This window comes from Prevotella sp. 885 (assembly GCF_002265625.1).
In the GTDB taxonomy this organism is placed as follows: Bacteria; Bacteroidota; Bacteroidia; order Bacteroidales; family Bacteroidaceae; genus Prevotella.
On record NZ_NOVE01000001.1, the window covers coordinates 1 to 14,090 of the forward strand.

A 14,090-nucleotide genomic window follows, 5' to 3' on the forward strand; every position below is an offset into this window, starting at 1 on the left:
CGATATCGAAATTGTCTAGTATTTCTTTGGGAAGAACTAGACGGGCTAATTGTTCAAGCATGTTCATAATGCAAAGATACAAAATACTATGAAATAAAAAACACCCCCAGTACTTTTCCGCTGACCCGGTTTCTGATGGTAACGTGTCCCCTCGGGACACGGCGCTGATTGACGATCAGCAATGGGAGGCTGCGTGGCTACGGCGAGACGCCATAGCCTCCTAAGTTAGCGTGAAACGAAAACTGGCCGTCGGGCTAACTTTTAGCTCTGACGACCAGCGATTCTTAGTATGTTATGAAAAATTTGAGAGAACCTGAAACTTCACAGTCTCAAGTTTGGGTTTATGAACTTGCGTCTTCCCCGACATCCTTTGTCCGGGACGTCGGTTCCTATCGGAGGGAAGCCGTCATGTCCAAATGTTGTTTTAACTAAACATGATTTTTATTGAGAAAGCATAGAAATTTTTGTCTTGTCTTACTTCATCAGCACGGCACCGTTCTCGATGAGGGGCTGCTGTACGGCGTCCACCGAGCTGCTCTTCTTGAGCGTGTCGATGCGGGCGGAGTCGTTCAGCGCCACTGAGCCTGCCGGACGCGATGTGCCGGTAGATACTGCCGGTGTCTGTTCGGACGTGCTCTGGAACGAGTATTGTGCCGCCTGGCTGAGTGTCAGGATTATGGCCACCATTGCAGCAGCCTTGAAGAATGGCGCAAAGCGTTCCTTCATGGTCACTCGGCGTGCCTTCACAGTCTCTGGCTCGTCGATAAGCGCCATCATGCGCTCGTCAAAGTCGTCACCAAGCGTGTTGGTGTGCTTCTCCGTCTGCTCGTAGATGAAGAGGCTGCGATACTTCTGAAGCTCTTCCGGGATGCACAGCTGGCTGAAGAACGAGCGGAGTATCTGCTCTTCTTCGAGAGTGGTCTCGCCTTGCCAGTAGCGGTCCAGGAGCTGACTGATGTATTTATAATCCATAATTGTCGTATTGCTGAAATTGTTGTTTAATTGTCTGCCGCGCTCTGAAGATGTTTATCTTCACCTGCTCCTCCGTTATGGAGAGGATGGCGGCAATCTCCTTGTAGGTCTTGCCTTCGATGTCGCGCAGCTGCATGCATGAGCGTTGCTTCTCGGGCAAGTTGTCGATGAGGGAGCGCACAATCTCCACTTTCTCGCGCTGCACTGTGCGCTCGTAGGGATTGGAGGCGGAGTCTGCCTTTTCGCCGCTTGTGCCGGCGTCGAGTGACGCGTTGTTGTTGGCATGCAGCCTGAGGCGGTCAAGAGCAATGTTACGGCAGATGGTGAGGCTGAACGCCTCTACAGACTCGATGGTGTCCCACGAGTCGCGCCGGTTCCATACTTTGATGAGCGTATCCTGCACGATGTCCTCTGCTTCTTCACGGCTCAGCGTGATGCGGAGGGCAAGTCTGAAAAGGGTGTCCTTCATCGGCAGGATGTCGCTACGAAAACTTATCTTTTTCATCTGTGCTCTGATAGGATGACGTTTGGAAGAATGATTTGTTACAACATAAGGCAATGTTTTAACATGCCTTAACGATTAACGGGGGCGTTGGGATATGCAAATATAAAGAAAAATATTGATATATGGAGGATAAATTGCAGTTTAGCGGTGAGATTATAAATGAGCTTGCAGTGCAAACATAGGAGGCTATGGCGTCTCGCCATAGTCACGCACCCACGAACACGAGCAAATGAAGTAATAGCTGATAGGTGTTCTGCTATGGGAGGCTGCGGGGCTACGGCGAGACGCCATAGCCTCCTAAGTTACAAAAAAAATCCCGGCTCCTTGATTAGGAACCGGGATTTTTTTATTTATCGTTTATCGCTTAGCTTACTTCACCACCTTGATGGTCTTGCCGTTAGCGAGGCGTACGATGTTGATGCCCTTCTGGAGAGTGTTAACCTTTGCACCACCTACAGTGTAGATAGATACGTTGCCGTTCTCCATCTCGGTCTGGATGCCGCTGATAGCGTCGGCTACTACACCGTAACGACCGCAATAGAAGATGCTCTCTGCGTCAGCATTCTCGTCGTCCACATCATTAGCGAATGAGTACTGGAATACGATGTTCTTGCTGTAGTCGTCCTTCTTATCGATGTTGATGTTGAGATAGAGAGTCTGACCGTTCAATGAACTTGCCTCGTCCTCTACCTTGCATACCATATTCTCACCGAATACCATAACGCCCATGCCATACTCGCTCATATCAACCTCTGAGATTGTGCCACGGAATGTGAGGTCGCAAGTCTCGTTCTCTGAAACCGGGAATGCCTTGAAGGTTACGGTCACGTCACCAGTAGAGTACTTGGTGAAGACAACGTCCTTATCCTTATAAAGCACCTCGTTCTGCAATGTTGCGTCGTGATCAACAGTAAGGTTAGCTGTGTAAGTCTTAGTGCCTACAACTTCCTCAGGCTTCTCAATCTCTACGCCGTACTGACCAACGTAGTAGATGCCATCTTCAGAACCGAACTCGTATGTGAACTCCATCTTGTCGGCTGAGTATGATGAGATGTTGATGAAGAGAGAAATCTCCTTGCCATAGAATGCGCTGGTCTCATCCTCAATAGGAGTCATTGCCAAGTCCTCACCGAAGGTTACGGTGCCCATACCATACTCGCTCATGTCAGTCTCTGAGATTGTACCACGGAATGTAAGGTCGCGTGTCTCTGTCTCAGAAATCGGATATTCCTTGAATGTTACTGAAGACTCGCCGTTAGCATACTTGGTGAATACCACCTGCTTGTCTGCATAACCGGTCACATCACCTGTCTGAGCATCGTGTCCGACAGTAAGGTTGTCAGTGTAAGTCTTTGTAGCAACCACCTCGTTCGGATCAACCGGCTCTGCCTCAACTGGGAGGATGTGGATGTAGTTATAGACTGCATAACCCATTGTGTAGCCCTGGATGGCACCGATCTGTACTGAGCTTACTGCCCAGAGAGAAGCGAATGCTGTAGCGGGATCGTCAAACTGCTCTGTTGAGCCATTCTTGTAGTTGCACTTCTCGCCGTTTACTACGAGACCATTCTTCTTAGAGATCTCAACGGTCACGGTTCCCTCGATGTTAGGAATGTCGTAGCGACCGATGTTGCCGGAAGCGTCGATGTAGTTATACTGCAGAGTTTTGGTAGCTGCGGTGTAATACAAGTGGAAGTTTGTAGCACCCCATGCTGTGATGTTGTTACCTACAGAAAGAACCACCTCGTTTTCGCTTGTGCAGTTTGTGAGGTCCATCTCAGCCTTGAGATACTGGTTGTCCCAGTTGATGTCCTTCACCTCCTGCCAGCCGAAGCCGTTGGCATTGAAGCCGTGCTCTACGACGTCGATTGTGCCTTCCGGATCTGGATTCGGCTCTACGTACTGCTCGCCGAATACGAGAGTGGCGTCAACGCCAGTCAGAGCTGTAACGACAGTCATGTTGAGCTTTTCGCCAGAGAGTGTGGCTGTGAAGCTCTTGAGTGTAGCGGGGCTGCCCTCAGAGATGCCGAGCATTGAGGCAAGGTCCTGGTTGATGTTGGTCCATGTGCCCTCAGTAGCTGTAGTGGTGTATGTAACGTTGCCGTCAGCGTCAGTTGTGGCTGTTACGTTAGGAATGTTAAGGTCGCCGATGCGGTTAGAAGAAACGGTGAGGTTCTTGTAAACCACATTGTATGTGCCGTCCTCAACTGTTGTGAACTCTACGGTGTTCTCGTCAAAGTTGGTGTTTGTACCAGCGAATGAAGAGTAAGCCACATCCTTGTATGTCTTTGTCTCAGGTACGAAAGGAGGAACAACCTCTACAAGCTTGACGCTCTTGTAGAGTGCGTTGCTGAACTGACTGTTCTCGCCTGAACCGAACTTCACCTCTGTAAGATCGAAGAGACCCTCGAGCTTGTCGGCAGCGATGACGCTTACGCCGTCAACGGTCAGACCGTCTGCCTTAGAAACCTCAACTGTGATGTTGGTCTTGTCAGTTATGTTGACGGTTGTATTGTTGTTGCCGTTAGAGCACTGATAGAATGCCTTGTAAGTGCCCTTGTCTGCATAGATATGGATGTTCTTCTCCCATACTGTAGCCTCAGGACCGAAGCCGAAGATTTCCTCAGTATTTGAAGAGTTGCAGTTGGTGGCGTCAATGACAGCCTGGAACTTCTGTGTCTCCCAGTCAATAGGTGTAGAGACCACGAAACCAGTGCCGTCAGCCTGATAGTTCTCCATCGGGATAGAAGGACCGTCAACTGGCTGTGTACCTACGATGTAAGTAACGCCTTCAGACTCAACACTCATATAAATCTTCTCTGTGCCATCAGCATCAGTATAGATTACAGCATAAACCTTATAAACTGTTCCCTGAACGTCAACGTCGCCAGAGTAAGTGGTGCGACCCTTAGCGTCAGTGCCCTTTGTAAGGCCGTTTGCCTCAATAACGCTCGAACCGAACGAGAAGTCGATGTTGTTTGAACCGTCAGACATCTCCTTTACAGTAACCTCTGCACTGTATGGCAAGTCATAGACACCTTCGCCCATCTTCATACCGAGCTTGTCAGTGAAAGACTTTGAGGAAACTACGGTAGGACCTTCGGGTTCGCCACCGCCGGTTTCGAAGTCGTCAGTGCCGAATTCTGCAGAAATTGTAGCAGAGCTCCAGCCTGTACTGATTGTAGCAGCAAACTTGGCATAAGCCTTTTCTGCATTGAACTTGACTGTCAACTCGCCTTCAGAAGCTGACTTAATGAACGAATAATCCGAATTCGGATTAGAATGAGTAGCTGCAGCGGTCAAACCACTTCCTGTGAATGTAGTTACACCATTCTCTGTAGTACAAGCCAGATTGCTGAATGTGTACGTACCATAATTGTCGCGGTACGGACCGTCAACGTTTATTACGTCAACAAACGACACATTGTACGTGCCGTCACCATTATCGACGATGGACACAACTGCGTTGTCAGACTCTGTAGGCTCATTAGAACCGTACGTCACGGTTCGATGTCCCGTATAGTCTGTTGCGAACGCTGTAAGCGTCATCACCAACAATGAAAGAAGGGATAGAATCTTTTTCATAATCCATTTCTTTTAGTTAATAAATTGTATAATAGAAAATCAAATGTTCTTTTTGTTATATAACGTCGTTAGTAATGTAATGCGTATTATTGTGAATATATATGTCTTGGTTTTTATTTTAAATTGTCAACAGGCATGCTTCTATTAAGGAGCTTTTGTTTGTCCTACGTGGACTTCGGCTACCAATCTGCTTATCTTTGTTTTGTGGTCTACCGATTGCAAAGATAGTGTAAAATATTATTATGGCAAAGTCTTGTCGTTGTTTTTTAATAATAAAAGTGAAAAAATGCTTTACGAGCTGCAGATTCCTCGGAGCGGGGACTGACACATCCCGTATGATGTTGAGGATAATTCGGACGGCTTGCCGAAGACGATATTTGCATTTCTAACGCTCAATACTATGAGCCCGGCGCACGAAGAAATCTTTGGTGCGAAATTCTTGAGTTTTGAGCGTGCAACGACAACATGCTAACATTCTGTAGATTACGTTACTCAGAAGAAAAGTGTGCAATGAATGACAGAGCTAAAAAGCCTCATAAGGTTGCAATAGCGCCACTTTTACACTCCAATAGTGCCACTTTTATCATACAATAGCGCCACTTTTGCACTCTAATAGTGCCACTATTGGACTGTAAAAGTGGCACTATTGTTAAGTATGGGTGCTGTTTGCACAGCGTAACACCATAAAAACAGCAATCCAGGACTCTATAATCAATTTTTATTTTGTAACAGCTTTTTACTCTTTGTACGATATTTGCATGGCATAGCCACGCACCCACGGACAACCAGCAGATTGAGTATGAGCTGCAGGTCCCGCTTCGCGGAACCAAGAGAGGGTGAGATGATGCTTATCCCACAGCTGCGCTCCTTCGGAGCTTGCAGTGGGTTTCTGACAGATACGTGTCCCCTCGGGACACGGCAGGACAAAGTTACGTATTACACGGCGCTGATTGATAATCTGCTATGGGAGGCTGCGTAAATTGCAGTTTAGCAGTTAGTCTGCTATAGTAGGCAGGGCTTTGACAAAAACCTTTATCCACAATCCGCTTATGGACGCAAATCCTATCGGATTTAAATAAAAGGCTTTACGTTAGGTCTTACGAGAACCAGTTCTCGACAACCTAATGTAAAGCCTTTTATTTGTGCACAGCACGCACCCATAAGCGGAAATAACAAAGAAAAACACAAGGTTATATAAAACAACAATATAATACACATATGATGTGTAATTCTTTAGTTTAGACACAATTTCTACTGTGTAACCTTGTGTTTTTTATGTTTTTCCTTTTGTTGGCACAGTGATGCCGAAGCATCACTCATGATATCGTTTGGAGGATGGGTGTCGAGAGCAACGCTCTCGTAAAGCCCATTCGCCAAACGATATCATGAACCCGTAGGGTGTGACAACAAAAGGCATGTGGAGAAAGGTTTTTGTCAAAGCCCTGCCTACTACAGCAGACTGTCTCGCAGATAAATTCCTGTTTATCGGTGAGATATATTACAAAAAAAAATGGTCCGGCTCTTGCACGTTTAATGCATGAGTCGGACCATAAAAAGATTTTTGCCTATGTCTTGTCATTCTGCGGCTACGCTGTGGTTAAGCGCAGCACACGGAATGTTGGGATTTAGAGCTGAGGACCAGCAGCAACGAGAGCCTTACCAGCCTCGTTGTTGGTGTACTTAGCGAAGTTCTTGATGAAGCGAGCAGCAAGATCCTTAGCCTTCTCCTCCCACTGAGCAGCCTCAGCGTAAGTGTCACGCGGATCGAGAATCTCTGTAGCTACACCAGGAAGCTCTGTCGGCACCTTGAAGTCGAACATCGGGATCTGCTTTGTAGGAGCCTTGTCGATGTCGCCGCTGAGGATAGCGTCGATGATACCACGTGTATCGCGGATAGAGATACGCTTGCCAGTACCGTTCCAACCTGTGTTAACGAGGTAAGCCTTAGCGTTGTTCTTCTCCATCTTCTTAACGAGCTCCTGAGCATACTTTGTCGGGTGCAGCTCGAGGAATGCCTGGCCGAAGCAAGCTGAGAATGTCGGAGTCGGCTCTGTGATGCCGCGCTCTGTACCAGCGAGCTTAGCTGTGAATCCTGAGAGGAAGTAGTACTGTGTCTGCTCCGGTGTCAGGATAGAAACGGGAGGCAGTACGCCGAATGCGTCAGCTGAGAGGAAGATAACCTGCTTAGCAGCTGGTGCAGAAGAACCCTCCTTGATGTTGTTGATGTGGAAGATCGGGTAAGAAACACGTGTGTTCTCTGTAACGCTCTTGTCAGCGAAGTCGATCTTGCCGTCAGCAGCAACTGTTACGTTCTCGAGGAGAGCGTCGCGGCGGATAGCGTTGTAGATATCGGGCTCTGACTCCTTGTCGAGGTTGATAACCTTAGCGTAGCAGCCACCCTCGAAGTTGAAGACGCCGTTGTCGTCCCATCCGTGCTCGTCGTCACCGATGAGGAGACGCTTCGGGTCGGTAGAAAGAGTGGTCTTACCTGTACCAGAGAGGCCGAAGAAGATGGCTGTGTTCTCGCCGTTCTTGTCGCAGTTAGCAGAGCAGTGCATAGAAGCGATGCCCTTGAGCGGGAGGAAGTAGTTCATCATAGAGAACATACCCTTCTTCATCTCACCACCGTACCATGTGTTGATGATAACCTGCTCCTTAGATGTTACGTTGAAGGCAACGCAAGTCTCTGAGTGGAGGCCGAGCTCCTGATAGTTCTCAACCTTAGCCTTTGATGCGTTGTAAACAACGAAGTCAGGCTCGAATGACTCGAGCTCCTCAGCTGTAGGACGGATGAACATGTTTGTTACGAAGTGAGCCTGCCATGCAACCTCAACGATGAAACGAACTGCCATACGTGTATCCTTGTTGGCTCCGCAGAAACCGTCTACTACGTAGAGGTTCTTGTTGCAAAGCTCCTTCTTGGCGATCTCCTTAACCGTTGCCCAAACCTCTTCAGACATCGGGTGGTTGTCGTTCTTATATTCCTCTGAAGTCCACCATACAGTGTTCTTAGAGTTCTCGTCCATTACGATGTACTTGTCCTTAGGAGAACGACCGGTGTAGATACCTGTCTTTACGTTGACAGCACCGAGCTCTGTCTGCTGACCTACCTCGAAACCTTCGAGACCTGCCTTTGTCTCCTCTTCAAACAACTTCTCGTAAGACGGATTGTGAGCGATTACTGTAGAACCAGTAATTCCGTACTGAGTCAAATCTAACTTTGCCATTTTTTTAAAAATATAATTTAGATGTGAATATAGATCAACTTCGGTTGGCCTGGCTCCACTATTGCCTGATCAGGGCCGTCGTTTCTGCGCAGGCGACTTTCGTCGTTCCTTTAATGTTGAAAAAAGACGGGGCTCGTGGGCGTCACTATCGGCCGTAAGCACGCTTCATCTTTTTTCAACCGCAAAGTTAGGCATTTTCCTGTACAATGACAATATTTGCCACCCATAAAAATATATTATGCAATGTCTTTTTAATGTTAATTTTCTTAAAATACATTACACATCACGCCGTTTGCCACTCATAGTTAGCAATTAGGCACGGCGTACTGTCCATCCTGCAATTTATAAAGCATAAAAAAGCGGGGGTCTTTCTCAGGCCTCCGCTTTTATCATATAGATATGGTTATGTTCTTTTATCCTACCTGGCTACCCGGCTTAACCTCACCGAGTACAGAGGTGACGTTGAGCTTGCCGTCGAAGTTTACGGCAGAGAGAATCATTCCCTGGCTCTCGATGCCCATCATCTTGCGCGGAGCGAAGTTGGCCACGAAGAGCACGTCCTTGCCGATGAGCTGTTCCGGCTCGTAGTAGGCGGCGATGCCGCTGAGGATGGTGCGGTCCGTGCCCGAACCGTCGTCGATGGTGAACTGGAGGAGCTTCTTGCTCTTCTTCACCTTCTGGCAGTCCTTGATGTGGCCCACGCGGATGTCGAGCTTCTCGAATGTGTCGAAGTCCACGTTCTCCTTCACTGGAGCAGCCACGTAAGAGGCAGCCTCGTTGGCCTTCTTCGTGTCCTCAAGCTTCTGGAGCTGAGCGTTGATGGCATCGTCCTCAATCTTCTCGAAGAGGAGAGCCGGTGTGCCAAGCTGGTGTCCGGGCTTGAGCAGTTCGGTGCTGCCGAGCTGTGCCCAGTCTGTCTCCTTGATGTTAAGCATCTCACGGAGCTTGGCAGAGCTGAACGGGAGGAACGGCTCGAAGGCAATCTCGAGGTTGGCAACGAGCTGGAGCGAGATGTAGAGGATGGTCTTCACGCGCTCCATGTCGGTCTTGGCCACGTGCCAAGGCTCGCAGTCGGTAATGTATTTGTTGCCGATGCGGGCGAGGTTCATAGCCTCCTTCTGTGCGTCGCGGAACTTGAAGGTGTCGAGCAGCGCCTCCACCTTCTGCTTAACGTCCTTAAACTCCTCGATGGCAGCGCGGTCTACATCCTGCAGCTCGCCACACTCGGGCACGATGCCGTTGAAGTATTTCTTTGTGAGCTGGAGGGCACGGTTGACGAAGTTGCCGTAAACGGCTACAAGCTCGTTGTTGTTGCGGTCCTGGAAGTCCTTCCAAGTGAAGTTGTTGTCCTTTGTCTCGGGAGCGTTGGCTGTGAGCACGTAGCGCAGCACGTCCTGCTTGCCGGGGAAATCAACGAGATATTCGTGGAGCCATACAGCCCAGTTGCGTGACGTAGAAATCTTGTCGTTCTCGAGGTTGAGGAACTCGTTGGCTGGTACGTTGTCGGGGAGGATATAGTCGCCGTGAGCCTTGAGCATTGTGGGGAACACGATGCAGTGGAACACGATGTTGTCTTTGCCGATGAAGTGAACGAGGCGTGACGAGGGATCCTGCCACCACTTCTGCCACGTTCCCCACTTCTCGGGCTGCGCGTCGCACAGCTCCTTGGTGTTGGAGATGTAGCCGATGGGAGCGTCAAACCACACGTAGAGCACCTTGCCGTCTGCTCCCTCCACGGGAACGGGGATGCCCCAGTCGAGGTCGCGGGTCATGGCGCGGGGCTGGAGGTCCATGTCGAGCCAAGACTTGCACTGTCCGTATACGTTAGGACGCCACTCCTTGTGGTCCTCAAGAATCCACTTCTTGAGCCAGTCCTGCCACTTGTTGAGCGGCAAGTACCAGTTCTTCGTGGCCTTCTTAATGAGTCCGTGACCAGGATTGTTCTTGTTGGTGGGGTTGATAAGCTCCTCGGGTGAGAGTGTGGCACCACACTTCTCGCACTGGTCGCCGTAAGCGCCCTCTGCACCGCAGCGCGGACATGTGCCTACGATGTTGCGGTCGGTAAGAAACTCACCCGTAACCTCGTCGCAGAACTGCTCCTCTGTCTTCTCCACAAGCTCGCCCTTGTCGTAGAGCGTGCGGAAGAAATCGGAAGCAAACTTATGGTGAATCTTGGAAGTTGTGCGGCTGTAGACGTCGAACGAAATGCCGAAGTCCTCGAACGACTTCTTGATAAGATTGTGATAGCGGTCGACCACCTCCTGAACGGTGATGCCCTCCTTGCGGGCGCGGATTGTCACGGGCACACCATGCTCGTCGCTGCCGCCGATGAACATCACTTCCTTCTTCTTTAGGCGCAGATAGCGAACGTAGATGTCAGCGGGGACATACACTCCGGCGAGGTGTCCGATGTGAACGCCACCGTTGGCATAAGGCAAAGCAGCTGTCACGGTGGTACGTTTAAAATTCTTCTCTTCCATTATATTATTGTGTTTTTTTGATTTCTGACTGCAAAGTTATGAAAAATCAATACAATAGACGATATTGTTGATAATAAAAACATCCAAGCTTGCTTGTTTTTTATTATTAAGACGCTGAGTAACTTATCAACCAAAACGAAAAAGGCGCAGCTCCTTGTGGGAACTGCGCCTTATACATTATATATTCTTAGCGAATGGTCTTTACTTTACCTCTACTACTTCTGCCTCAGCTACCGGCTCGTTCTTGATCTTGCGACCGAGGATAACGTATGCCAGAGGAGCGGCAATGAAGATAGAAGACAATGTACCGAAGATTACGCCGAGCAACATTGCGAACGAGAAGCTGCGAGTGCTCTCACCGCCGAAGCAGAAGATACAGAGCAGCACGATGAGTGTTGAGAGCGACGTATTGATAGTACGTGCGAGGGTCTCGTTGAGCGACTTGTTGAAGAGATCCTGAAGATCCATCTTCTTGTGAAGTCCGAGGTTCTCACGGATACGGTCGAATACCACCACCTTATCGTTGATAGAGTAACCGATAACGGTAAGGATGGCGCCGATGAACGTCTGGTCTACCTCAAGCGAGAAGGGCACGATGTCCCAAAGCAGCGAGAAGAAGCCGATGACGATGGTGGCGTCGATGGCAAGGGCGATGGTAGAACCGAACGAGAATGCCACGTTGCGGAAACGGATCAGGATGTAGACGAAGATGGCTGCGAGGGCGAAGATCACAGAGATGATGGCACCGTGTGTGATGTCCTTTGCCACTGCCGGACCTACCTTCGTAGACGATACGATAGAACCGCCTGCGCGTACGTCAGGATTCTTGAATGCCTCAACGCTCTTCTGGGTTACGAGGTTAGCACCGTGCAGACCCTTATAGAGGATGTTCTCCACCTCGTTGTCGATGGCGGGGCTGTTCGACTCAATCTTGTAGTTGGTTGAGATACGGATGGTCTTGCCGTCAGTACCGAGGGCGAGGGCGTTCACTGTAGCCCCCTTAAAGAGCGGTGTGAGGGCTGCCTTTACTTCCTCAGGCTCTACCTGCTTCTCGAGCACCACTACGTAGTTGCGACCACCGGTGAAGTCGATACCCTTGCTCAGACCGCGAACGAAGAAGCTGCCGATCATTACTAGGACGATAACGCCGAATATTGAAAACGACTTCTTTGACGACGACATGAAGCCATAGTTCTTGTTGGCCATGAAGTTGCGCGAAATCTTGGTAGAGAAGGTCTGCTTTGTCCACTTATCGTGTGCCATACGGTTCTCGTAAACGAGACGTGTGAGGAACACGGCTGTGAAGAATGAGCAGCAGATACCGATGATAAGCGTCGTGGCGAAGCCGCGGATAGGACCTGTACCGAAGACGTAGAGAATCACACCGGTGATGATAGATGTGAGGTTCGAGTCGAAGATGGCTGAGAAGGCGTTGCTGTAACCCAGTGAGAGAGCCTGACGTGTGCCGAGACCCTTCTTGAGTTCCTCCTTGGTGCGCTCGTAGATAAGCACGTTGGCGTCCACCGCCATACCGAGGGCAAGCACAATACCGGCGATACCAGGCATTGTAAGGGCAGCCTGGAAGGACGCCATGATACCCATGGTGAAGAAGAGGTTGAGCAAGAGTGCGCCGTTAGCAACCATACCCGGGATGAAGTCGTACATCACTACCATGTAGATCATCAGGATGATGAAGGCAACGATGAACGAGATGAAGCCCTGCTGGATTGACTGAGCACCGAGTGTCGGACCTACAACCTCCTCCTGCACGATGTGTGCTGGGGCAGGCATACGACCTGACTTAAGTGTGTTGGCCAAGTCCTTGGTGTCCTCAATGGTGAAGTTACCAGAGATTGAAGACTGACCGCCAGAGATCTCACCGTTTACGCGGGGAGCTGAATATACTGTTCCGTCGAGTACGATGGCGATGGCCTTGCCTACGTTAGCCTTTGTAAGGGCTGCCCAGCGGCGGGCACCGTCAGAGTTCATTGTCATCGAAACCTCAGGCGTACCGGTAAGGTTGTTGAACTGGTCCTTAGCGTCTGTCACTACGTCGCCCTCGATGGGAGCGCGGCCGTTGGTGGTTGTCACCTTGATGGCGTGAAGCTCGTAGATGTTCTTAGCCTGGATGCCGTCAGCAGGCTTTGCGCTCCAGAGGAGACGGCAGTCAGAAGGAAGAATCTGCTTAGCGAGTGCAGAATAGATGATCTTGTTAACCTCGGCAGTGTCGCGTGCAGAAGCGTAGCCTACGAGGCTGAGCGCACCGTTGCCTGTGGGCTGGAAGATAGAGAGAAGCGGATGCTCCTTCTTTGCCTGCTCCATCTGGCTGGCGCTTTCCTTCTCGGCAGCACCTGCCTTCTTCTTCATCTGGAACTTGGCAGTGGCCTTCTTTGCTGCGGGAGCAGCTGCTGTGTCTACAGCTGTGGTGTCTGCAGCCTCGTTCTTGCCAGAGCGTACGTTAGCCTCGCGCTGGTCGATCTGCTGGAGGAAAGGAATAATCTCGTCAGAGTTGTATGTCTCCCAGAACTCGAGGTTGGCGCTTCCCTGGAGGAGCTTGCGCACACGCTCAGGCTCGTTGATACCCGGCATCTCCACCATGATACGTCCCTGCTGGCCCTCCAGCTTCTGGATGTTGGGCTGTACTACGCCGAACTTGTCGATACGTGTGCGGACTACGAGGAAAGAGTTGTCGATGGCTGCCTGCACCTCAGCGCGGAGAACCTTCTCCACGTCCTTGTCTGAAGAGTTAGGCGACACCTTGCCCTGGAGCTGCTGTGTGGCGAAGATTTCAGAGAGGTGATGGCCCGGTGCATTCTTTTTGTATGCGTTGATGAAGAGAGTGATGAAGTCGCTCTGGCTTACCTCATGCTCGGCGCGTGCTTCCTTCATTGACTTTGTGAAAGCTACGTCGGTCTTGTGGTCGGCGAGGTTCTCCACTACGTCGGGAACACTCACTTCGAGGATGACGTTCATACCGCCCTTGAGGTCAAGACCGAGACCGATCTGTGTCTCAAGGCATTTCTGATAGGAGTACAGCCCGAGGAACTTCACGGAGTCCTTGTAGTCCTGCTGTGCGATGGGATCCTTTATCTTCGCAGCCTGACCGTCATAATACTTAGTGGCGGCAGAGAACGAGAGATAAAAGATACTTGCAAGCGTCAGAAGGACGGCTGTTACAATTACAATACCTTTGTTCTGCATTTTTGTTAGTTTTTATTTATTATTTATTTTTTCCTAAAGTACAGTTAGCGTGCAAAGTTACTTATTTTCTCTCGTTTTGCGAAATTTATAACTCTATTTCTTTTATTTAGTAATGTTTAG

General features: G+C 49.8%; 6 protein-coding genes. All 6 read right to left on the reverse strand.

What is annotated here, in order from left to right; genetic code table 11:
• Positions 1 to 474: 474 nt before the first annotated feature.
• Positions 475 to 972 (reverse strand): pyruvate ferredoxin oxidoreductase, encoded by a 498-nt coding sequence (locus CHL74_RS00005; RefSeq protein ID WP_094879075.1) that lies wholly within the window; start codon positions 970 to 972, stop codon positions 475 to 477.
• Positions 962 to 1,477, reverse strand: a complete 516-nt coding sequence (locus tag CHL74_RS00010; protein WP_094879076.1) for an RNA polymerase sigma factor — start codon at positions 1,475 to 1,477, stop codon at positions 962 to 964. Before CHL74_RS00010 ends, CHL74_RS00005 begins: the two co-directional genes overlap by 11 nt.
• Before the next feature lie 369 nt (positions 1,478 to 1,846).
• A complete protein-coding gene (locus CHL74_RS00015; protein WP_094879077.1) occupies positions 1,847 to 5,062 on the reverse strand; it encodes a calycin-like domain-containing protein in 3,216 nt (1,071 codons plus the stop codon).
• Between the two features lie 1,625 nt (positions 5,063 to 6,687).
• The gene (gene pckA / locus CHL74_RS00020; protein WP_094879078.1) at positions 6,688 to 8,289 is read right to left on the reverse strand and encodes a phosphoenolpyruvate carboxykinase (ATP); all 1,602 of its coding nucleotides are present in this window, start codon (positions 8,287 to 8,289) and stop codon (positions 6,688 to 6,690) included.
• Positions 8,290 to 8,702: 413 nt separating this feature from the next.
• Entirely contained in the window at positions 8,703 to 10,769 is a 2,067-nt protein-coding gene (metG, locus tag CHL74_RS00025; RefSeq protein WP_094879079.1) for a methionine--tRNA ligase, read from the reverse strand.
• Between the two features lie 201 nt (positions 10,770 to 10,970).
• Positions 10,971 to 13,970 (reverse strand): protein translocase subunit SecDF, encoded by a 3,000-nt coding sequence (secDF, locus tag CHL74_RS00030; RefSeq protein WP_094879080.1) that lies wholly within the window; start codon positions 13,968 to 13,970, stop codon positions 10,971 to 10,973.
• Positions 13,971 to 14,090: the final 120 nt, after the last annotated feature.

What these genes read in the sequence shown, in the direction of transcription:
- CHL74_RS00005 (WP_094879075.1), bottom strand. Translation starts at nt 972, where the DNA reads ATGGATTATAAATACATCAGTCAGCTCCTGGACCGCTACTGGCAAGGC.
- CHL74_RS00010 (WP_094879076.1), bottom strand. Translation starts at nt 1,477, where the DNA reads ATGAAAAAGATAAGTTTTCGTAGCGACATCCTGCCGATGAAGGACACC.
- CHL74_RS00015 (WP_094879077.1), bottom strand. Translation starts at nt 5,062, where the DNA reads ATGAAAAAGATTCTATCCCTTCTTTCATTGTTGGTGATGACGCTTACA.
- pckA (WP_094879078.1), bottom strand. Translation starts at nt 8,289, where the DNA reads ATGGCAAAGTTAGATTTGACTCAGTACGGAATTACTGGTTCTACAGTA.
- metG (WP_094879079.1), bottom strand. Translation starts at nt 10,769, where the DNA reads ATGGAAGAGAAGAATTTTAAACGTACCACCGTGACAGCTGCTTTGCCT.
- secDF (WP_094879080.1), bottom strand. Translation starts at nt 13,970, where the DNA reads ATGCAGAACAAAGGTATTGTAATTGTAACAGCCGTCCTTCTGACGCTT.